Below are 19,671 nucleotides of genomic sequence, written 5' to 3' on the forward strand. Positions count from 1 at the left end.
TCCTTGTCTCTCGCATTCAGAGGACTAAACGCGGGCGATGGGCACCGACAGCGAAGTCCCGCCCAGTTCGAACGTCACCCGGGAGCCGAGCGCGGGCAGCGCCGGGTCGAACATGTCCCCATCGGTCCCGCCCAGCACGAGCGCCAGCCGGTGCCCCGCCGCGACGACGTGGTCGAGGCTGCTCAGCCGGAACGTCATCGTGTACGCCTTACCCGGCACGAGCGGCTCACCCCGCCACAGCGACCGGTGATGGCCGAGGTCCGCCCATCCGGTCGCGACGATCTGTTTGTCCACAGTGGTCAGATCGGCGACGGTGTCGAGGAAGCAGCCGGTGTCCGCGGCGGTACCCGCGCCCCAGCAGGAGCGGGTCGCCAGGTCCTTCGTGCCGAGCGCCGGCCACGTCGTGTTCCGCACCGTCGCGGGCCCGTAATCCACCAGCACCGCGCCGAGCCGCGCGCTCGGCTTGTCCGAACGGGCGGTCACCGTCACGGTGGCGGTTCCGGCCACGCGCGTATCCACCCGCACGGGCTCACCGGCGAAGACGACCCGATCCGGGCTGGGCTGCGACGGGTTCTCCACCCACTGCGACGCTCCGCGCGCCGGATCGTCGATCACCGAAGCCGTGCCCGGCGACGGCCGATTCCCCAGCCCGCCCGACACCGATGGCCACACCACGCGCGTCCCCGTGACCGGCGGCCAGCGGCGTTCGTCGGTCCAGCGGTCCGGCGTGTGCTCGACGCGGATCGCGGGTTCGGTCTCGACGCCGTTGCGGACGCCGAGCAGCCAGCGGTCGAACCAGCGGTGCAGCGTCCGCACGAACAGCGACCGGTCGAGATCGAACGGATCGACGTGCGCCGCCTGGTGCAGCCACGCCTTGCGCGGCACATCGTGGGCGTTCAGCGCCTCCCACCAGGGTCCGAACTGGATCGGGTTGACGTTGAGATCGTGGAAGCCCATGGACGCGAAAACGCTCGCGCGCACCTTGCCGGTCTTCGCGACGTAGTCGAGCCCGCGCCAGTACTCGTTGAAGTTCCCGTCCGTCCCCGCGCGCCGCGCGTTGTCCTCTTCGAACGGACGGCACAGCTTCTCGGCACGCTCGTTGTAGAACCCGGCGCCGCCCGCCCAGCCGAAGTAAGCGCCGTGCGAGTTGTGCACCTCGTAGTACGAACTGACCCCCGCGATCGGCACGATCGTCTTCAAACCCTCGATCCCGGACGCGGCCATGCCGATCGCCGTCGCGCCGTCCTGCGATTTCCCGATCGCGCCGACCGACCCGTTCGCCCAGTCCGCGCGGACCCGCTCGGGTCCGAACGGCGTGCGGAAGGCCTGGGCGCGCCCGTTGAGCCAGTTCACGACGCCGTTGCCGGACGCGACGTCGTCGAAGCACCCGGACGAGCGATTGGTGCCGCCGACGTCGACCAGCACGACCGCGTATCCGCGCGGGACGAAGTAGTTGTCGTAGAAGAGCGGGAACTGCGACGGCGTGCCGTCGGGAAGGTACGTCTTCGGCTGCCGCTCGTTGCCGCGCCCGACCTTTTCGAAGTACGGGCTGACGTCCATGATCACCGGGACGCGCTGCCCTCGCGCGGCCTGTTCCGCCGGGCGGATGATGTCCGCGGCGACGCGGTCGGCCTGCCCGTCGCGGTCGAGGTCCTGGCCGGTCTCCACCCAGGCGGTCTCCCGGATGGCCTTCTCGTAGGAGAACACCGGCGCGCTGACACCGTCACGCAGGACGAACGCGGGTGACGCGACGGCGGGTGCGGCGGTGAACAGCAGTGTCGCCACGACGGTGGCGGTCAAGGTCTCGAGCCCCATCGTCCGAGTATCGCTTACAAAACCCGAACATTTCCCCCACATTCCTCGTATCCGGCCGCGCCACGCTCTTCGCATGCTGAAACACACCATCGCCGTCTGCCTCACCGCCGCCGGCCTCGTCGCGCTCGCCCCCGCCGCCTCGGCCCAAACGCCGATCACCCTGAGCCCCGAAGAGTCCCAGACGCTGTGCGCCGAATGGCTGCCCAAGCTCACCCAGCGCACCACGAAGCTCACCGAACGCATCAACGGCGGCCCCGAGGTCCGCGGTTCGGTCGCGAACCTCAAGGCCAGGGCCGAGGGCCAGCGCAAGAAGGGCCACAACGACACCGCCGACAGGCTCCAGAAGCGCGCCGACAAGCGCAGCGGACGGCTTCCCGAACTCACCGCCGCCAAGCAGAAACTCGACGCGTTCGCCGGGGCGCACTGTAAGGCGGGCAAGTGAAACGCCTCCTGGCCGCGGGCTTGACCGCGCTCGCGTTGTTCGGCACGGCCGCGTGCGGCGACGACGAGCCCGCGTCGAGCCCGGCGCCGGGTGAACTGAGCGACGTCCAGCACACCCTCGACTCGATCGAGCAGGACATGGCCGGCGACCCGGCCCCGTGACAGGATCGGCCGGTGACGACACAACCGGGACGCGGGCTGGTGCTGGTCGTCGAGGACGACCCCGCGATCGCCGAACTCGCCTCGCTGTACCTGCGGCGGGACGGGTTCGGCGTGCACGTGGAGGCGGACGGCGGCGCGGCACTGGCCACGATCCGGCGGACGCGCCCGGTCGCGATCGTGCTCGACATCGGACTGTCCGGAATGGACGGTATCGAGATCTGCCGGACGCTGCGCGCGGACGGCGACTGGACGCCCGTGCTGTTCGTGACCGCACGCGACGACGAGCTGGACCGCCTGCTGGGCTTGGAGATCGGCGCGGACGACTACCTGACGAAACCGTTCAGCCCGCGTGAACTCTCGGCGCGGGTCCGGACCGTGCTGCGCCGGGCCGCCGGGGCGCCGTCGCCCGCCGAGACCTACACCGCGGGCGGCGTCCGGGTCGACGTCACCCAGCGTCGTGTCTGGGCCGGCGGTGCCGAGATCGCGCTGACGTCGACCGAGTTCGATCTGCTGACCCATCTGGCGCGACGGCCGGGCCAGGTGTTCAGCCGCGAGCAGCTGCTCAGTTCCGTCTGGGGCTACGCGGCGTCGGCGGGCACGCGGACCGTCGACGTCCACATCGCCCAGCTGCGCGGGAAACTGGGCGAGCACAGTCCGATCAGGACGGTCCGCGGGATCGGCTACGCGGCGGACGCCGGATGAACCGGACGTCGCTCGCGCTGCGGATCACCGTGGTCTGCCTCGCGATCGCCGCGGTCGCGGTGGTGGTCGCCGGGCTGGTCGCGGCCCGGCTCATCCGCACCACCGGCACCGACGTGCTCCGGCAGTCGCTCTCGGCACAGGCCGACGTGGTCGCGAGCCAGCTGGACGAGACCGGGATCGGAAACCGGCTCAGCGTCGGCAAGGTCGCCGAAGTCGTGCGCGGGCAAGGGATCGACGTCGTCGTCCGCCGTCCGAACGGGACACTCGGCGGCGCCGGGACGGAAGCGGCGATCGCCGCGGCCCGAACGGGATTCACGCGCTCGGGCACGGTGTCGGTGGAGGGCAAGCAGTACCTGGTCGAAGCCCGCACCGTGGGCGTCAGGGGCGCCGCGTTCGCGCTCGTCCAGGCGACGGAGATCGGCGAGGCGCGTGGCCGGACACTGGTGCGCAACACCGTGCTCGCGCTCGGCGCCGGGCTGGCGGTCGCCGCGATCGCCGGGCTGGTGCTGAGCCGGATGCTGTCGCGGCCGCTGCGCCGGGTCGCGTCGGTGGCGAGCGGGATGCGCGCCGGGCGGCGTGACCTGCGCGTTCCGGTGGAAGGCCCGTCCGAGGTCGCGGACGTGGCGAAAGCGGTCAACGAGCTGGCCGACGCGCTGCAGTACAGCGAGGCGCGGCAGCGCGAATTCCTGCTTTCGGTGTCGCACGAACTGCGGACGCCGCTGACCGCCGTCACCGGATTCGCCGAGGCGATCGGGGACGGCGTGGCCGAAGGCGAGGACGCGCGCCGCGCCGGGCAGACCATCCATCGCGAGGCGGAACGACTGGAACGCCTGGTCAGCGATCTGCTGGAGCTGGCACGGCTGGGCGCGGACGAGTTCCGCCTCGACCCGGCGCGGCTCGATCTCGCGGCGCTGGTGGACGAATGCGCGGACGTCTGGCGGCTGCGGTGCGCGCGGCAGGACGTCACGCTGGTGGTCGAGCGGCCGCCCGGCGAGGTGCCGGTGATCGCCGATCCGCGGCGGCTCCGCCAGGTCGTCGACGGACTGGCCGAGAACGCCCTGCGCGTGACCCCGGCGGGCGCGCCGATCGTGTTCTCGCTGGTCGCGACGGACGGTCAAGCCCGGCTGGCGGTGCGCGACGGCGGTCCCGGCCTGGCGCCGGAGGACTATCCGGTCGCGTTCGAGCGCGGGGTGCTGAACCGGCGCTACCGCGACAGCCGTCCGGTCGGTTCGGGTATCGGGCTCGCGCTGGCGCACGGCCTGGTCACCCGGATGGGCGGCACGCTGACGGCGGGCCCGGCGCCGGAAGGCGGAGCCGCGTTCACGGTGGCTCTGCGGTTAGGGTGACCGGGTGGAGATGTTGCACCTGCGGTATTTCGTGGCCGTCGCCGAGGAACTGAACTTCTCCCAGGCGGCCCGCAAACTGCATATGGCCGCCTCCCCGCTGAGCCAGCGCATCAAGGATCTCGAACACGAACTGGGCCACCGGCTGTTCGACCGCAGCACGCACCACGTCACGCTCACCGCGGCGGGTTCCGCGCTGCTGCCCATCGCGCGGGACGTCCTCGAACAGGTCAACGCGATCCCCTGGCGGCTGCAGGAAGCGGTGAAACCCCGGCGGAGCACGGTGTTCGTCGGCATCCCCGCCGGTGTGCACCCGGCGCTGCGCGAGCGGGTCAAACGGCTCGAAGAACGCTGTCACGACCGCTTCGAGCTCAAGCGCTGGCCGGGCACGACCCCCGATCTGGTCGCCGCGGTGCACGAGGGCAAGCTGGCGTTGTCGCTGGTCCGGATGCCGGTGACCGATCCCGCGCTGGAGATCATCCCGGTGCAGGTGGAGCGGCTCGGCGCCGTCGTCCCGGCCGCCCGGTTCGCCGGACGGGACACGGTGGACCTCGCCGAATTGCGTGATCTGTCCTACATCCCGTCGGCGTCGGAGAGCATTCCGGCCTATTCGGACGATATGGACCACACCCTGTCGAAAGCGGGCATAAAGAAAAGGCTCAAGGTCGGCGGAACCGAATATTCGGGCATTTCCGAATTGGTGGCGAACGGTTCTTCGTTCTCGATCACGATGCTCGATCCGGCCAGCCCGATGCATCTGTTCCTGGTCGACGGCGCGACCATCCTGCCGTTCGCCGATTTCCGCCCCCAGCTGGAGACCGCCCTGGTCTGGCGGCGCGACCGCGGCGAGGAGGGCGACCTCGCCGAACTCGTGGCCGGCGTGCGCGAGATCTTCGCCGAACCGCTTTCGACCTGAAGAATGGTATGACCACCGTGGTCATACCATTCTGCTTTTCTTGATCATTCCCTTTCCCGCAATTCGCGCCTAACTTCGGTTGTAGAGCGAACAACGGCGAAGGGAAGCACAATGACTCACACCGCCACCGGACCACTGGACGGCGTTCGCGTGATCGACCTCTCGACGGTCGTCATGGGCCCGTACGCCGCGCAGATCCTCGGCGACCTGGGCGCCGACGTGATCAAGATCGAGTCCCCCGCCGACACCGTGCGAGTGGGCAGGTTCCGGACGACGCCGGGCATGACGGCGCTCAACCTGAACGTGAACCGCAACAAGCGCAGCGTCGCCCTCAACCTCAAGGACGAAGAGGAACGCGAGCAGGCGCTCAAGCTGATCGACACCGCCGACGTGCTGATCACCAACATGCGCCCCGGTGCGCTGGGCAGGCTCGGTATGAACTACGCCGACCTCGCCGCGCGCAACCCCGGCCTGGTCTACGCCCACGCGCAAGGTTTCCGCGGCGACTCCGACCGCGCCGGTCACGCGGCCTACGACGAGACGGTGCAGGCGTCGTCCGGGCTGGTCGACGTCGCGAACCGCGCGCTGGGCAAGCCGGTCTACCTGCCGACGATCATCGGCGACAAGGTCTCCTCCCTGACCATCGCCTACACCGTGCTCGCCGCGCTGGTGCACCGCGACCGGACGGGCGAGGGCCAGCGGGTCGAGATCCCGATGACCGACACGCTGATCGCGTTCAACCTCGTCGAGCATCTCGCCGGGCACGTCTTCGAGCCCGCCGAGGGACCGACCGGCTTCGGCCCGTCGATGAACCCCGGCCACCAGGCGGTGCACACCAAGGACGGCATGGCCTGCGTGATCCCGTACAACCCGCAGAACTTCCGCGACTTCTTCCACGCCGCCGGGCGGCCCGAACTGGCCGAGGACCCGCGGGTCAACGGTGACGCGATCGACGGCGCCGACCACGAGGCACTGGCCGCGATGATCGCCGAATGCGCCCCGGCGCTGACCACCGCGGAATGGACCGAGGTCTGCGCGAAGCACAGCATCCCGATGGCCCCGGTCCTCGAACTCGATCACGCGCACGACGACGAATACGTCCGCGACGGCCACCTGCTCGACGTCGTCGAGCACCCGAGCGAGGGCTCGATCCGCACCATCGGCATCCCGGTGAAGTTCTCCGCGACCCCCGGTTCCGTCCGGCGCCTGGCTCCCCTGCCGGGTCAGGACACCGAAGACGTCCTGCGCGAACTCGCCACCACTCGCTGAGGAAGAACCATGAGCAACGAAGTACGCACGGAACGGGTCGGCGGCACGCTGCTGATCACGATCGACCGGCCGCAGGCTCGCAACGCGGTGAACGCCGCCGTCGCGGCAGGTCTGGCCGAAGCACTGGACCTGCTGGAATCCGATCCCACGTTGCGGGCCGGGGTCCTGACCGGCGCGGACGGCTCGTTCAGCGCCGGCATGGACCTCAAGGCGGCGCTGAAGGGCGAATCGCCCGAGATCCCCGGCCGCGGGTTCGGCGGGCTGACCGAGGCCGAACTGTCGAAGCCCCTCATCGCCGCCGTCGAGGGCTGGGCGATGGGTGGCGGGTTCGAACTGGCGCTGGGCTGCGACCTCATCGTCGCCGCCGAGGACGCGAAGTTCGGGCTCCCCGAAGTGAAACGCGGGTTGATCGCCGCCGGGGGCGGGGTGATCCGGCTGCCGAAGCGGATCCCGCATCACCTGGCGATGGAGTTCCTGCTCACCGGAGAGCCGATCGACGCGGCACGCGCCGGAAGCCTGGGGCTGGTGAACCGGGTCGTCCCGAGCGGCGAGGCCGCCGCGGTCGCCCTGCAACTGGCTGAACGGATCGCCGCCAACGCTCCCCTGGCGCTGGCACTGGTCAAGAAGATCGTCCGCGCGGCGGACGGCGTCCCCGACGCGCAAGCGTTTGCCTCCCAGCGTTCGGAGCTTCCGGCGCTGATGAAGTCGGCCGACGTCCGCGAAGGCATGCAGGCCTTCGCCGAGCGCCGCGCTCCACAGTGGACTGGAGAGTGAGATGAAACAGCAAGACGTTCTCCGGCATGTGACCACGCCGCTCACGAACCCCGCGTACGCACCGGTGGTGCCCCGGTTCACGAACCGCGAGTACCTGAACATCGTCTACCGCACCGACGCCGACGCCCTGCGCGCCGTCGTGCCGGAACCGCTGCGGATCGACGAGCCGCTGGTGCGGTTCGAGGTGATGAAGATGGGCGACGTCAGCGGTTACGGGCCCTACACCGAGTCCGGGCAAGCGATCCCGGTGAGCTTCGAGGGCGAACGCGGCGAGTACCTGCACGCGATGTACCTCGACAACTTCCCGGCCACCGCGTCCGGCCGCGAGATCAGCGCCTACCCGAAGACCATCGGCTCGCCGAAGCTGTTCGCCGAGAACGGCGCGCTCGTCGGCACGCTGGATTACGGCAGCCAGCGCGTCGCGACCGCGACCATGGGTTACAAGCACCACCGGCTGGACGTGGCCGAGGCCGAAGCGCAGATCACCGTGCCGACGTTCATGCTCAAGACCATCCCGGACTACGACGGTTCGCCCCGCGTGTTCGAGCTGGTCCGCACCGAGATCACCGACGTGGTGGTCAAGGATGCCTGGACCGGGCCGGCGCGGCTGCAACTGTTCCAGCACGTGCTGGCCCCGCTCGCCGATCTCCCGGTGCTGGAGGTCGTCTCCGCGAGCCACATCCTCACCGACCTGACGCTCGCCCCGGTCAAGCCGGTCTTCGACTACTTGAAGGGAGCACGGTCATGACTTTTCGCACCGCCGCGGTGATCGGCGCGGGCACCATCGGCCTGTCGTGGACGGCCTTGTTCGCCGCGCACGGCATGGAGGTCCAGGTCTCGGATCCGCGGCCCGACCTCGCCGACGCCGTCGCGGACGCACTGGAGGCGTTCGCCCCGCATCTCGGCCGGACCGCCGCGGAACTCACCCCTCGCGTCCACCTCGCCACCGACGTCGCGGAGGCCGTCCGGACCGCGGATGTCGTACAGGAGAACGGGCCTGAGGACGTCGAGTTCAAAAAGGACCTGTTCACGACCCTGGTCCGTGAAGCACCGTCTCATGCGCTGTTGCTCAGCTCGTCTTCCGCGATCCCCTCGACGGCGTTCGCGGCGGAGCTGGACGACGCGTCGCGAGTCCTCATCGGACACCCGTTCAACCCGCCGCATCTGATCCCGCTGGTCGAGGTCGTACCCGGTGAGCGCACGAGTGCCGAGTCGGTCGAGCGGGCCGTGGAGTTCTACCGGTTCGTCGGCCGCACCCCGGTGGTGGAACGCAAGGAGATCCCCGGCTTCGTCGGCAACCGGCTGCAGAACGCGCTGAGCCGCGAGGCGATCTACTTGGTGGAACAGGGTGTCGTGTCACCGTCCGAACTGGACACGGTGATGACGAACTCGCTCGGCATCCGCTGGTCGACGGTCGGGCCGTTCCTCGGCTCGCATCTGGGCGGCGGCCCCGGCGGCTACCGGCACATGGCCGAGCACATCGGCAAGTCGATGAAGAAGATGTGGGCGGGCCTCGGGCAGCCCTCGCAAGACCCCGAACAACAGGAACGGCTCATCGAAGCCGTGGAATCCGCTTACGGCTCCTCCACGTACTCGGAACTCGCCGAGACGCGCGACCGCAAGCAGCTCGCCGTTCTGTCCGCTTTGGACAGTGCCGCCAGGGAGGAGAACTGACATGACCGCCGACTTCTACGCCTACGAGGACCTGCTGCCCGAGGAGGAGCGCAAGCTGCTGCTCAAGACGCGCGACTTCATGCGCACCGAGGTCAAGCCGCTGGTGAACGAGTACTGGGCCAAGGGCGAGTTCCCGCACGAACTCGTCGGCAAGTTCCGTGAACTCGGCCTCGCCGGGCTGCCCTACGAGGGCTACGGCGAACACCTTCCGGCCACCAGTCACCTGCTCAGCGGCATGATGGCGATGGAGATGACCCGCACCGACCCGTCCGTGGCCACGTTCTTCGGTGTCCACAACGGACTCGCGATGTACAGCATCTACTCGGGCGGCGACCAGGAACAGCGTGATCGCTGGCTCCCGTCGATGGCGGCGATGGACAAGATCGGCGCCTTCGCGATGACCGAACCGCTCGGCGGTTCCGACGTCGCGGGCGGTATGCGCACCACGGCAAGGCGCGAGGGCGACACCTGGGTCCTCAACGGCGCCAAGAAGTGGATCGGCAACGCGACCTTCGCCGACCTGGTCATCGTGTGGGCTCGCGACGAGGAAGACAACAACGTCAAGGGTTTCGTGGTCGAGAAGGACTCGCCCGGCTTCGTGCCGGTCAAGATCGAGAACAAATTCGCGTTCCGGATCGTGGAGAACGCCGAGATCACGCTGACCGACGTCCGGGTGCCGGAGGCCAACCGGCTGCAGGGCATCGACTCGTTCCGCGACGTCGCTGAGATCCTGCGCGCGACCCGCGGCGGCGTGGCCTGGCAGGCGCTGGGCGTGATGATCGGCGCGTACGAGCTCGCGCTGGACTACGCCAAGGAGCGCAAGCAGTTCGGCCGTCCGATCGCGCGGTTCCAGCTGGTGCAGGACCTGCTGGTGAAGAGTCTCGGCAACATCACCGCGTCGTGGGGCATGCTGGTGCAGCTCGCGCGGCTGCAGGACGCCGGGATCTTCAAGGACGAGCACTCGTCGCTGGCGAAGGCGTTCGTGACCTCGCGGATGCGGGAGGTCGTCGCCTGGGGCCGTGAGATCTTCGGCGGCAACGGGATCGTGCTGGACAACGACATCATGCGGTTCTTCACCGACGCCGAGGCGATCTATTCGTTCGAAGGCACGCGGGAGATGAACACGCTGATCGTCGGGAAGGCGATCACCGGCCAGAGCGCCTTCGTGTGATCTGAAGGCCAAGTCCGTGAAGGCCTCCTTCCCTACCTTGAGGGTAGGGAAGGAGGCCTTCACGGACTTGGCGGCTAACGGTACTTCGTGCCGCAGGTGTCCTGGGTGCCGGACGAGAAACCGTCGCGGAAGGCGGCGACCCTCGCGAAACCCGCCGGGAGCGTCCGGCCCCGGACGTCCGCCGCGATCAGGCTGTTCCGCGTCAGCATCTCGGCGATGGCCTCGTCGAGGTCGCCCGGCGACAACGTGAGCGCGCCGCCTTCCGTGAGGGTCGACGCCCAGAAGCCGGTGAGGCACGCGGTGCGCTGCGCGGCCACCGGGCCGTCGAGCCGGAACCCGCCTTCCTGCTGGACCGCGAGCGTGTAGCGCGACGCGACCTCGGCGAACGCGGCGAAGTCACCGATGCCGCCCTGCCGCCCCCTGCGCGGCGGGGTCCCGATGCGGACGAGACCGTCGAGGTCGAGGTTGATCTGGTTGGACTCCGAGCAGTACGACGCGAGCGCGTCCTCCGCCGTCACACCGCAGGCCGCTCCGGTGGTGAGCGCCGGCGGGGTGGCCGCGAGCCGGAAGGCCTGCCGCAGGCTGGTGGTGAGGTCGGCCAGGGCCTGCCGGTCGTCGAGGCGGACGTTCGCCGCGGCCGAACCGAATCCGCCCTGTGTGCTCCGGCCTTCGATTTCGCGCACGTCGATCTTCGCGCACCGTGCGGGTCCGTCGGTGAACCCGAACTGGAACGCGGAAACCCGGTCGAACGCGTTGCCGTGCGCGCCGTCGTCGTCGAAGGCGACCCCTGCGGAGTCCCGGATCTGGAACAGGGCGGTGAGCACTTCGTTGAGCCCGCGGCCGGTGGAGACCTGGAACATGGGCGACTTGTCTTCGGCGACCCAGCGGAGGTACGCCCCGGTGTAGCAATCGGCCTGCTGTTCCTTGACGATCGACGGTGCCGCGCCCGGCAGACCGAGCCGGAACTGGACGGCGTGGCCGATTTCGTGGGCGAGCACGGTCATCACCGCCGCCGGTCCGAGGGAATCGTTGAGCATCGGCAACAACTCCCCGCGATCCCACGCGACGACGTCTTCCCCCGAGCAATAGAAGGCGTTCACGAGCCCGGCGGTCGAGGCCCCGCAGATCTCGCGGCCGCGGCCGCCCGAGTCGTAGGAGACGAGCGTGGTCAGCGGCCGGAACTCGCGGTCGAAGGTCGCGGGCAGATGCTCGCGCCAATACCGCTGGACGTCGGCGACGGCGTTGGCCGCGAGCCGGTCGATCTCGCCGCCGTCACCCCCGACGACCGGGAGACCGGCGTCGAGCACGCCGGGTTTGAACCCGCTGGGGCCGTCGGTGATCTCGAGCCCCGCGACGCGGGTGGGGTCCACCGGTTGTGCCGCTCCCCCTACCGTCGCGGCACAACCGGTGAGGAACAGAGACAGGCTCGCCATGATCGCCCAGCCGGACCGACGTTTCATCACACCATTCCCGTCTCTGCTGTCCGTCAACCGAAGAAGACCGAGCTGATCGTGTCGTCGAACTTGAGCTTGGCGAGATCCTTGACGTCACCGTCGATGACGAGAGACTTGCCCTTGCAGTCCTTTTCGGACCAGAGTTTGAGCGAACCGGAGGCGGAGACCGACGACGTCACGTCCGGGCGGGCGACGTTCTGGCAGCCCTTGCCCGCGAGTCCCTGCGACGGCTCGTCGTCGCTGAAGTTCTTGCCGTCGAAGAGAATCGCGCTGGACGCGGGCTTCTGCGGCGGCGCCGTCTCCTCCGGCTGCCCGTTCTGCGCCTTCTGGCCGTTCGGCGCGAGCCCGAACCACGTTCCGCCGACACCCTGCCCGAGCGTGTCACCGGGTTTGGTGTCCTTCGCGAACCGGTAGGCGGGCCAGCCGCCGAGGGTCAGCTGAAGGGTCCCGTCGTCGCGCTTGACCGTGCCGACGGCGGATTTCCTGATCCCGGCGAGGAAAACCTTGCTTCCGGGAGTGACGAGCACCGGCGGCCAGGTCTTGGCGCATTCACCGTTGCAGGTCGACTTCGACGGCTTGGCGGTGTCCTTGTCGAAGCGGTACAACGTCAAGCCGGCGCCGTTGACGACCACCGGATCGAGGTTCCCCGCCTTGGAAGCCTTGAGCTGCACCCATTTGCGCGCGACGTTCTGGTCCGCGGTGCCGGCCGTGCCGTCGGAACCCGTTGCCCAGTCACCGGTCTTGGGCTGCGCGTTGTTGGCCTTCGCGGTCCCGGCGAGGAAGGACAACCCCTCGGAGACCTGCTCGGCCGGCGCCGGTCCCGTCGGCAGCGCGGTGTTCTGCGAACCACAGGCGGCGAGTGACAACGCCCCGGCGGTGACGAGCACGGCGATCGGCAGAACTCGATTGCGAAGCATGCTTCTTTCTCCCCTGCACCCTTGGGTTCCAGGCTCTCTGGAACTCCCCTACGCCATCGACACGGACGACGGCTCGATGCGGTTCAAAAGAATCTTGGAAGAGTTTTCCGGGCACCTCCTCGAGGCGGCCGGGAAGGCTCAGTTCACGCAGCCGGCCATCGCGGGCGGCGTGGAAGCACCGGACGACGAAGGCGGAGCCGCGATCGAAGAAGTGGCCGCCACCGGCTTGATCCCGATCCCGCCGGTCGAATCCCCCACCGCGGCGACGCTCGTCGCGTTCAGCGCGGACTTCACGAACGCCTTCACCTCGGCCGGATCGACCTTCACCGCGTCACCATCGGACGGCGTCGGCAGCGAAAGGCTCTGCACCGGGATCGTCTGGAACTTCAGCGCCCCCGAGCTCATCCCCCGCAGCTGCTGCGCGAAGCCGAGCACGTCCCAGCCGCGGTCGAGCACGACCGAACCCTGGATCGCGCCGATCAGGGAGCTCAGCCTGGTGGGATCGGTGAAGGTCCCGGCGTCGAGGACGGTCTTGGCCATGCTCGACAGGAACGCCTGCTGCCGCGCGATGCGGTCCAGGTCGCTGGGCAGGCCGTGCCGCTGCCGCACGAAGGCCAGCGCCTGCGGGCCCGAAAGCAACTGCTTGCCCGCCGGGAACGACGCACCGGAGAACTTGTCCTGCACGGGGTTGTTGAGGCAGACCTCGACACCGCCGACGGCTTCGCTCAGCGCGGAGAACCCGGCGAGGTTGACGGCGGCGTAGTGGTTGATGGACAGGCCGGTGAACTGCTCGATCGTCTGGATCGTGAGCTTGGCGCCCGCCTCGTTGGCCTTGACCTCGAGCTGCGGACCGGACAGGCCCTGCGCGCGCAGCGTGTTCATCGCGGCGTTCTTGCCGCGGCTGTACGCCGAATTGATCTTGTGCTTGCCGAATCCGCCCGCGATGTCCACATAGGAATCACGCGGGATGGAGATGGCCGTGGCGCCCGCCCCGCCCGCCGGGATGTGGACCACGATCATGGTGTCGGTGGTGTCGCCGCCGTCGTCGCCGCTCCCGGCGTGCAACGCGTCGAGGACGTTCTGCGGCAACGGGTTCCCGTTGGTGTCGGTCCGGGAGTCGATCCCGACGAGCAGGATGTTCTGCGCCACCTTCAGCGGTTCGCCCGCCGGGCCGTCGGGTACCTGCGCGGAGGGGGCGATCACGTCGGCCGTGACGATCGCTTCGTCCAAACGGCTCAGCTGGGTCCACGCGAAACCCGTGACCCCCAAGACCGCCGTCGACACCAGGCCCAGTGCGACACGGCCGCCGATCCGCCGTCCTCGCGACGTGAGCAGCACGACCTTCTCCCCGCTTCCGTGAATGATCCCCCCGCATTCGAGGATCACCGTGTTAGCTGGGAATTACCTGAGAAACGTGTCATAAGCGGGTCTTAAAGCCCGTTCGGACCATTCGAAGTGATCAAGCAGACAGCCGATCGCGACACCGAGTGCCGGACCGACCGCGTAGCGCTTCCCTAGCGGGGCATGCGCCGCCAGATCGCCCGTGGCACCACGCGCATCACCGCGAACATGGGCCTCAGGAGTCCCGGCACCCACACCGTTCCCCGGCGCTTCCGGAGCGCGGCGACCGTCGCGTCGGCGACCTGATCGGGGGTGCTGGAGAACGGCGCCGGCGACATGCCCTCGGTCATCCGGCCGATCACGAAGCCGGGCCGGACGAGCAGCAGCCGCACACCGGTGCCGTGCAGGGCGTCGGCCAGCCCGCTCGCGAAACCGTCGAGGCCCGCCTTCGCCGATCCGTAGACGTAGTTCGCCCGCCGGACTCGCACCCCAGCGACCGAAGAGAAGACCACGAGGCTGCCGTTTCCTTGCTCACGAAGCACATTGGCCACATGCGTCAGCACACTCACATGAGCCACATAGTCGGTGTGCACGATCGCGACGGCGTGTCCGGCGTCCGCTTCGGCACGAGCCTGGTCGCCGAGGATCCCGAAGGCGGTGACGACGACGTCGAGCGGCCCGTGTTCCGCGACGACCTTCTCCAGGAACGGCCCGTGCGCGGCGAGGTCGTCGGCGTCGAACTCGACGGCGTCGACGGTCCCCGCGCCCGCGGCCAGCAGCCGCTCGGACTCCGCTCCGAGGTCCGCGCTCCGTCGCGCGGCCAGCACGATGCGGCGCGCCCCGCCCTTGGCGAGCCGTTCCGCGACCGCGAGGCCGATCTCGCTGCGTCCGCCCAGTACCAGCACCGTTCCGCTCACCCGCCGCAGTCTGCCAGGCGGCCCGGCGCCGGCCGGCAGTGGCACGGTTCACAAACTGCAATTTTGCAGTATCTGCATCTTTGCGCGTATCGTGGCGCCCATGCCCGAACCCGTCAAAGGTCTCCGCGAGCGCAAGCGGCTGGAAACCCACCGCGCGCTGGCGACCACCGCCGTCCGGCTCGTCGCCGAACGCGGCCTGGACCAGGTGACGGTCGAGGACATCAGCGCGGCCGCGGGGGTTTCACCGCGCACGTTCTTCAACTACTTCGCGTCCAAAGAGGACGCTGTCGTCATCGCACACGCCGACACCGCGGAGCGGACCCAGCGCACCATCGAGAAGTTCCTTGCCACGCCGAAGGAAGTCAGCACTCCGCGCGCTTTCGTCGACGCGCTGAAGGAGGACTTCGCCCAAGTCGACGAGAACCGCGAAGAGTGGCTCGGCCGCATGAAGGCCATTCAGGAGAACGCCACCCTGCATTCGCGCGCGGTGGCCATGAACCACGACACCATCGCGCCGATGATCGAGGCGATCGCCCGCCGCACGGGCGTGGATCCGAAGGCCGATCTGTATCCGGCGCTGGTGCTGTCCACGCTCGGCGGCGCGGTCAACGCCGTGCTGATGCTCTGGTATCAGCACGACGGCCGGATGTCCGCGCTCGACCTGCTCGACGACGCCGTCGAACTGCTTCTCGCCGGGCTCCCGGAGCCCGGCGGCCGCGCGCGCTGACGCGCCCGGCACCACAGGAACACGAAGGGGGACCACCATGTCCGTATCCACGACCGAACCACGAGAACCGGAGGCCCCGGCGGGCTCGATGGGCCGCAAACAGGTCCTCGAAGCGATGTCGGGGCTGATGATGGGCATGTTCGTCGCCATCCTCGCCTCGACGGTGGTGGCGAACGCGTTGCCGCGGATCGTCTCCGAACTCGGCGGCTCGCAGGCGTCCTACACCTGGGTGGTCACCACCGAATTGCTCGCGATGACCGCGACGGTGCCGCTCTGGGGCAAGCTTTCCGATCTGTACAACAAAAAGCTGCTGATCCAGCTCTCGCTCGGGTTGTTCGTGGTCGGTTCGCTGGTCGCCGGGTTCGCCGGCAACATCGAGCTCCTGATCGGCAGCCGGGTCGCGCAGGGCATCGGCGCGGGCGGGCTCACCGCGCTCGCGCAGGTGATCATGGCGGCCATCGTCTCGCCGCGTGAACTCGGGAAGTACTCGGGGATCTTCGGCGCCGTGTTCGCCGTCGGAACCATCGCGGGCCCGCTGATCGGCGGGGTCATGGTGGACACGTCGTGGCTCGGCTGGCGCTGGTGCTTCTTCCTGGGCGTTCCGTTCGCGATCGCGGCGATCCTGCTGCTGCAGCGCACCCTGAACCTGCCGACGATCCGGCGTGACGTGAAGGTCGACTACCTCGGCGCGTTCCTGATCATGGCCGGTGTCTCGACGCTGCTGGTCTGGTCCTCGCTGGCCGGGCACCAGTTCGCGTGGGGCTCGTGGTGGACGGTCGGCCTGGTGACCGCGGGCGTCGTCATCCTCGCGCTCGCCGTCTACGTCGAGTCGAAGGTGGCCGAGCCGATCCTGCCGCTGACCCTGTTCCGCAACCACACGGTCACCCTGACCACGCTCGCGAGTTTCCTCGTCGGTGTCGCGATGTTCGGCGGGACGGTGTTCCTGTCGCAGTACTTCCAGCTGTCGCTCGGCAAATCGCCGACGGTCGCCGGATTGCTGAGCCTGCCGATGATCTTCGGCATCCTCGTGTCGTCCACGGTTTCGGGGCAGCTGATCAGCCGGACCGGCCGGTGGAAGAGCCACCTGCTGCTCGGCGCGGCGCTGATGACCGCGGGCCTGGCGCTGCTGGGCACCATCGACGCGAAGACGAACCTGGGCATCCTGGGCGCGTACATGGTGCTGCTGGGCGTCGGCGTCGGCATGCTGATGCAGAACCTGGTCCTGGTGTCGCAGAACGACGTCGATGCGCACGACCTCGGCACGGCGACCTCGACGCTGTCGTTCTTCCGCAGCCTCGGCGGCTCGATCGGCGTGAGCGCGCTGGGCGCGGTGCTCGCGAACCGGGTCGTCGCGCTGATGAGCGAAAAGCTCGGGCCGCTGCCCGGCGGTGGCGAGGGCGGCGCGGTGCCGAACGTCGCCACCCTGCCCGAACCGGTCGCGAACGTCGTCCGCGAAGCCTACGGGGAGGCGACCAGCGAGTTGTTCCTGATCAGCGCGCCGATCGCGCTGCTGGTGATCGTCGCCGTCGCGTTCCTCAAGCACAAGCCGCTCAAGACCCAGTCGGGCAACGAGCGGCTGGCCGAGGAGACCGCCGCCGCCTGACCGCCACGACCGAGGGGCCCGGTTCGCGGAACCGGGCCCCTCTTTTCGCGCGCACGAAGAACACGGTGGAAATTCGAGGAACGCGATGTCGAGTGATTTCAGGCGGCGTTGCCGACGCGAATCAGCTGGCGTCGTTCGCCGCCGGTCAGCCCGCCGAAAACGCCGTGGGCCAATCCGTTGTCCACGGCGTAGGCCAGACAGGCCGATACGACCGGGCACCGCGCGCAGACGGCCTTCGCCCTGGCCGCCTGACGTGCGCCGGGGCCGGTTTCGGTGACCGGGAAGAACAGTTCGGGATCCTCACCGCGGCAAGCGGCCTCACTCAGGTCTCCCGCCATCCTCGTTTCCATTTTCCTATCACCTCCTTTTTTCCGATTTTCCCTTCCCCGTCAAACGACTTCCGGGTATCCGGCCGGGTACGCACCGTAAACATCACCTTGACCGAATCGTTACACTCAGCGGCCCGCTCACTGCACCTGTCCTGTGAGGGCATTCGCGTCAGGCGGCTGAGAGCGGTGAGTGCGGGTGATGGGCCACGACGGGTTCGACGAGTTCTTCCACGCCGAATTTCCGCTGCTCACCGGCTTTCTGTGCAAGGCGGGCTTCGCGCTGGACCCAGCCCGCGACGCGGCCGCGGAGGCGCTGCTAAACGCCTACGAAGACTGGCCGGGCATCACGCAGCCGAAGGCGTGGGTCCGCCGCGTCGGGCATCGGCGGGCCAAGGAGCAGACCGCGGTCCGGGCCGATTGGGCCTCCGCCGACGCCGACCGGGAGGACAAGCTCACCGCGCTCGCCGAAGAGGCGTCGGCCGTCCTGACGATGCTGGGGAACCTGCCGAAACGCCAGCAACTCGCCATGGCCTGGACGTTGGACGGCTACTCGGAGCGGGAGATCGCCGGGGTGCTGGGGATCGCGGACGAGGCGGTCGGCGCGACACTGCGCCACGCGCGTGGCCGGCTGGCGGAGCACGATCCCGGCTTCGCCGACCGGCTGGACAGCGCCAACAGCGCCTTCCTCGACGCCTTGCGGATGGGGCTCGACGCCGAAGACACCCTCGCCCGGATCAAAAACCGCGCGATGGTCAGGGAACTCGCCCTGGTGGCGCCCGGAACCCCGGCGGAGTCGGAACCCGAGCAGGTGACGCCGTCGCAGTGGTACACCCTCGACGAACCCGTCGCGGCCGCCGGGAAAGGTGATCAGCGTGCGCTGGACCAGCTGCTGACCACCGTGCGCCCGCTCGTGATCCGGTACTGCCGGTCGCGGATCGGCAGACAGGAACGGACGTACGCTTCGGCGGACGACGTCGCGCAGGAGGTCTGTGTGGCGATCCTCCGCGCGCTGCCGACCTATCGGGAACGGGGACGGCCGTTCCTCGCCTTCGTCTACGGCATCGCTCAGCACAAGGTCGCCGACGCCCGCCGGGCCGCCGCCCGCAACCGCACCGAGCCCGTCGCCGAAGTCCCCGACGGGATCTCGGAATCCGTGGGCCCGGAACAACGGGCGCTGCACAACGAATTGAGCGACCGGATGGGCGAACTGCTGCGGATCCTGCCGGACAAGCAGCGGGAGATCGTCGTGCTGCGGATCGTCGTGGGCCTGTCGGCGGAGGAGACCGCCGGTGTCGTCGGTTCGACGGCCGGTGCCGTGCGAGTGGCGCAGCACCGCGCTTTGACGCGTTTGCGGAAGATCCTCGCCGAGGAATGAGCGTGCCAGCGGGTGCCGGGCTCGTGAGTGGCGGGGACGTTAGAACCGTCCTCGCCACTCACGAGTCAGGGGCGGCAGCGTTCCGCGGTCGCGGCGGCCGTCTTCAGCTCCGGAGCGCCCAAGACGGCCGCGACCGGGTCGAGCGCGCCGTGTGTGTCCTTCTGGGCGGCGATGAGCCCGTCGACCGCGCGGCCCTGCGCGGCGGTGTCGTTCTTCCCCGCCGCGTCCAGACCCGCCTTCGCTTTCACGGTCTTGTCGCGCGCCGCGGTGTACTTCGCGAGGAACTCCCGTTTCGCCGCGTCTCCGGCCGGAGCCGGAGCGGCGGGCAGCGCGCCGAGGCCGTCGACCGTCTTGGTCAGAATCGCCGCGTAGTGCCCGAGCTGGTCGCTCGTGCTCTTCTTGATGGCCTCCAAGGTCTCACCACTCGCCGACGGCATCTTGTTGTTGCCTTCGACGAAGTCCTTGACCACGCCGCAGAAGCCGTTCATCCAGGCCACCGCCGCGGCCGGATCCGCCGCGGACGGCGAGGGCGCCGCCTGCGGGGCCGCCGGTGCCGGGTCCGGCGCGCAGCCGGCCAAGACCGCGACGGCCAGGGCGATTCCCGCCAGTGCCGATTTCCTGTGGGCAGCGCACATGTTCGTTTCCCCTCTCCGCCGTCCGGTGTTCCCGCCGGCGTGAGGACGGTGACATGGCGAAACGCGCGCGGTCTGCGTCATCTGACTCAGAACGACGCCCCGCGCT

The 19,671-nt window shown here is 69.2% G+C and carries 20 protein-coding genes; 13 read left to right on the forward strand and 7 right to left on the reverse strand.

Annotated elements, in window-relative coordinates; translation table 11 throughout:
- Nucleotides 1-24: 24 nt before the first annotated feature.
- Complete coding sequence (locus DMC64_RS36370; RefSeq protein ID WP_125737207.1) at nucleotides 25-1,815, reverse strand: CocE/NonD family hydrolase; 1,791 nt, start codon at nucleotides 1,813-1,815, stop codon at nucleotides 25-27.
- A gap of 73 nt (nucleotides 1,816-1,888) precedes the next feature.
- Here DMC64_RS36370 and DMC64_RS36375 point away from each other — a divergent pair, with 73 nt between their 5' ends.
- The 10 genes from DMC64_RS36375 (at nucleotide 1,889) to DMC64_RS36415 (ending at nucleotide 10,267) form a co-directional block, all read left to right on the forward strand.
- A complete protein-coding gene (locus DMC64_RS36375; RefSeq protein ID WP_125737208.1) occupies nucleotides 1,889-2,257 on the forward strand; it encodes a hypothetical protein in 369 nt (122 codons plus the stop codon).
- Entirely contained in the window at nucleotides 2,254-2,418 is a 165-nt protein-coding gene (locus DMC64_RS43045) for a hypothetical protein (protein WP_167337766.1), read from the forward strand. Before DMC64_RS36375 ends, DMC64_RS43045 begins: the two co-directional genes overlap by 4 nt.
- 12 nt (nucleotides 2,419-2,430) lie before the next feature.
- Nucleotides 2,431-3,120, forward strand: a complete 690-nt coding sequence (locus tag DMC64_RS36380) for a response regulator transcription factor (protein WP_125737209.1) — start codon at nucleotides 2,431-2,433, stop codon at nucleotides 3,118-3,120.
- Nucleotides 3,117-4,466: a HAMP domain-containing sensor histidine kinase gene (locus DMC64_RS36385; RefSeq protein WP_125737210.1), complete on the forward strand. Its 1,350-nt coding sequence runs from the start codon at nucleotides 3,117-3,119 to the stop codon at nucleotides 4,464-4,466. The genes DMC64_RS36380 and DMC64_RS36385 overlap by 4 nt, the downstream gene beginning before the upstream one ends.
- A gap of 4 nt (nucleotides 4,467-4,470) precedes the next feature.
- A complete protein-coding gene (locus tag DMC64_RS36390) occupies nucleotides 4,471-5,379 on the forward strand; it encodes a LysR family transcriptional regulator (protein ID WP_125737211.1) in 909 nt (302 codons plus the stop codon).
- A 111-nt stretch (nucleotides 5,380-5,490) separates the two neighbouring features.
- Nucleotides 5,491-6,648, forward strand: coding sequence for a CaiB/BaiF CoA-transferase family protein (locus DMC64_RS36395; protein ID WP_125737212.1), 1,158 nt, complete (start codon nucleotides 5,491-5,493; stop codon nucleotides 6,646-6,648).
- Between the two features lie 9 nt (nucleotides 6,649-6,657).
- Nucleotides 6,658-7,422, forward strand: a complete 765-nt coding sequence (locus DMC64_RS36400; RefSeq protein WP_125737213.1) for a crotonase/enoyl-CoA hydratase family protein — start codon at nucleotides 6,658-6,660, stop codon at nucleotides 7,420-7,422.
- Nucleotide 7,423: 1 nt separating this feature from the next.
- A complete protein-coding gene (locus DMC64_RS36405) occupies nucleotides 7,424-8,170 on the forward strand; it encodes an acetoacetate decarboxylase (protein ID WP_125737214.1) in 747 nt (248 codons plus the stop codon).
- The gene (locus tag DMC64_RS36410; RefSeq protein ID WP_125737215.1) at nucleotides 8,167-9,096 is read left to right on the forward strand and encodes a 3-hydroxyacyl-CoA dehydrogenase NAD-binding domain-containing protein; all 930 of its coding nucleotides are present in this window, start codon (nucleotides 8,167-8,169) and stop codon (nucleotides 9,094-9,096) included. Before DMC64_RS36405 ends, DMC64_RS36410 begins: the two co-directional genes overlap by 4 nt.
- Nucleotide 9,097: 1 nt before the next feature.
- The gene (locus DMC64_RS36415; RefSeq protein ID WP_125737216.1) at nucleotides 9,098-10,267 is read left to right on the forward strand and encodes an acyl-CoA dehydrogenase family protein; all 1,170 of its coding nucleotides are present in this window, start codon (nucleotides 9,098-9,100) and stop codon (nucleotides 10,265-10,267) included.
- 74 nt (nucleotides 10,268-10,341) lie between these two features.
- Here DMC64_RS36415 and DMC64_RS36420 read toward each other — a convergent pair whose 3' ends face one another.
- From DMC64_RS36420 to DMC64_RS36435, 4 genes are all read right to left on the reverse strand, one after another.
- Entirely contained in the window at nucleotides 10,342-11,727 is a 1,386-nt protein-coding gene (locus tag DMC64_RS36420; RefSeq protein WP_199755208.1) for a neutral zinc metallopeptidase, read from the reverse strand.
- A 26-nt stretch (nucleotides 11,728-11,753) separates the two neighbouring features.
- Nucleotides 11,754-12,638: a hypothetical protein gene (locus DMC64_RS36425; RefSeq protein ID WP_125737217.1), complete on the reverse strand. Its 885-nt coding sequence runs from the start codon at nucleotides 12,636-12,638 to the stop codon at nucleotides 11,754-11,756.
- Nucleotides 12,639-12,776: 138 nt separating this feature from the next.
- Nucleotides 12,777-13,976 carry an LCP family protein gene (locus DMC64_RS36430; protein WP_073847157.1) on the reverse strand — a complete coding sequence of 400 codons (1,200 nt, stop codon included), beginning with the start codon at nucleotides 13,974-13,976 and terminating at the stop codon, nucleotides 12,777-12,779.
- 176 nt (nucleotides 13,977-14,152) lie between these two features.
- A complete protein-coding gene (locus DMC64_RS36435; RefSeq protein WP_125737218.1) occupies nucleotides 14,153-14,896 on the reverse strand; it encodes an SDR family NAD(P)-dependent oxidoreductase in 744 nt (247 codons plus the stop codon).
- Between the two features lie 100 nt (nucleotides 14,897-14,996).
- Between DMC64_RS36435 and DMC64_RS36440 the strand changes: the two genes are divergently transcribed.
- Together DMC64_RS36440 and DMC64_RS36445 are read left to right on the forward strand one after the other, a co-directional pair.
- Nucleotides 14,997-15,623 carry a TetR/AcrR family transcriptional regulator gene (locus DMC64_RS36440; protein WP_038516823.1) on the forward strand — a complete coding sequence of 209 codons (627 nt, stop codon included), beginning with the start codon at nucleotides 14,997-14,999 and terminating at the stop codon, nucleotides 15,621-15,623.
- 37 nt (nucleotides 15,624-15,660) lie between these two features.
- Nucleotides 15,661-17,226 carry an MDR family MFS transporter gene (locus DMC64_RS36445; protein WP_199755209.1) on the forward strand — a complete coding sequence of 522 codons (1,566 nt, stop codon included), beginning with the start codon at nucleotides 15,661-15,663 and terminating at the stop codon, nucleotides 17,224-17,226.
- A gap of 98 nt (nucleotides 17,227-17,324) precedes the next feature.
- Here DMC64_RS36445 and DMC64_RS36450 read toward each other — a convergent pair whose 3' ends face one another.
- A complete protein-coding gene (locus tag DMC64_RS36450) occupies nucleotides 17,325-17,576 on the reverse strand; it encodes a WhiB family transcriptional regulator (RefSeq protein WP_125737219.1) in 252 nt (83 codons plus the stop codon).
- Nucleotides 17,577-17,754: 178 nt separating this feature from the next.
- On the opposite strand from DMC64_RS36450, the gene shbA reads away from it, so the two are divergent.
- Nucleotides 17,755-18,930: an RNA polymerase sigma factor ShbA gene (shbA, locus tag DMC64_RS43640; protein WP_125737329.1), complete on the forward strand. Its 1,176-nt coding sequence runs from the start codon at nucleotides 17,755-17,757 to the stop codon at nucleotides 18,928-18,930.
- 65 nt (nucleotides 18,931-18,995) lie between these two features.
- Here shbA and DMC64_RS36460 read toward each other — a convergent pair whose 3' ends face one another.
- Complete coding sequence (locus tag DMC64_RS36460; RefSeq protein WP_125737220.1) at nucleotides 18,996-19,565, reverse strand: hypothetical protein; 570 nt, start codon at nucleotides 19,563-19,565, stop codon at nucleotides 18,996-18,998.
- Nucleotides 19,566-19,671: the final 106 nt, after the last annotated feature.

The sequence above is a fragment of the Amycolatopsis sp. WAC 04197 genome (genome assembly GCF_003947475.1).
GTDB classification, from domain to species: Bacteria; Actinomycetota; Actinomycetes; order Mycobacteriales; family Pseudonocardiaceae; genus Amycolatopsis; species Amycolatopsis japonica.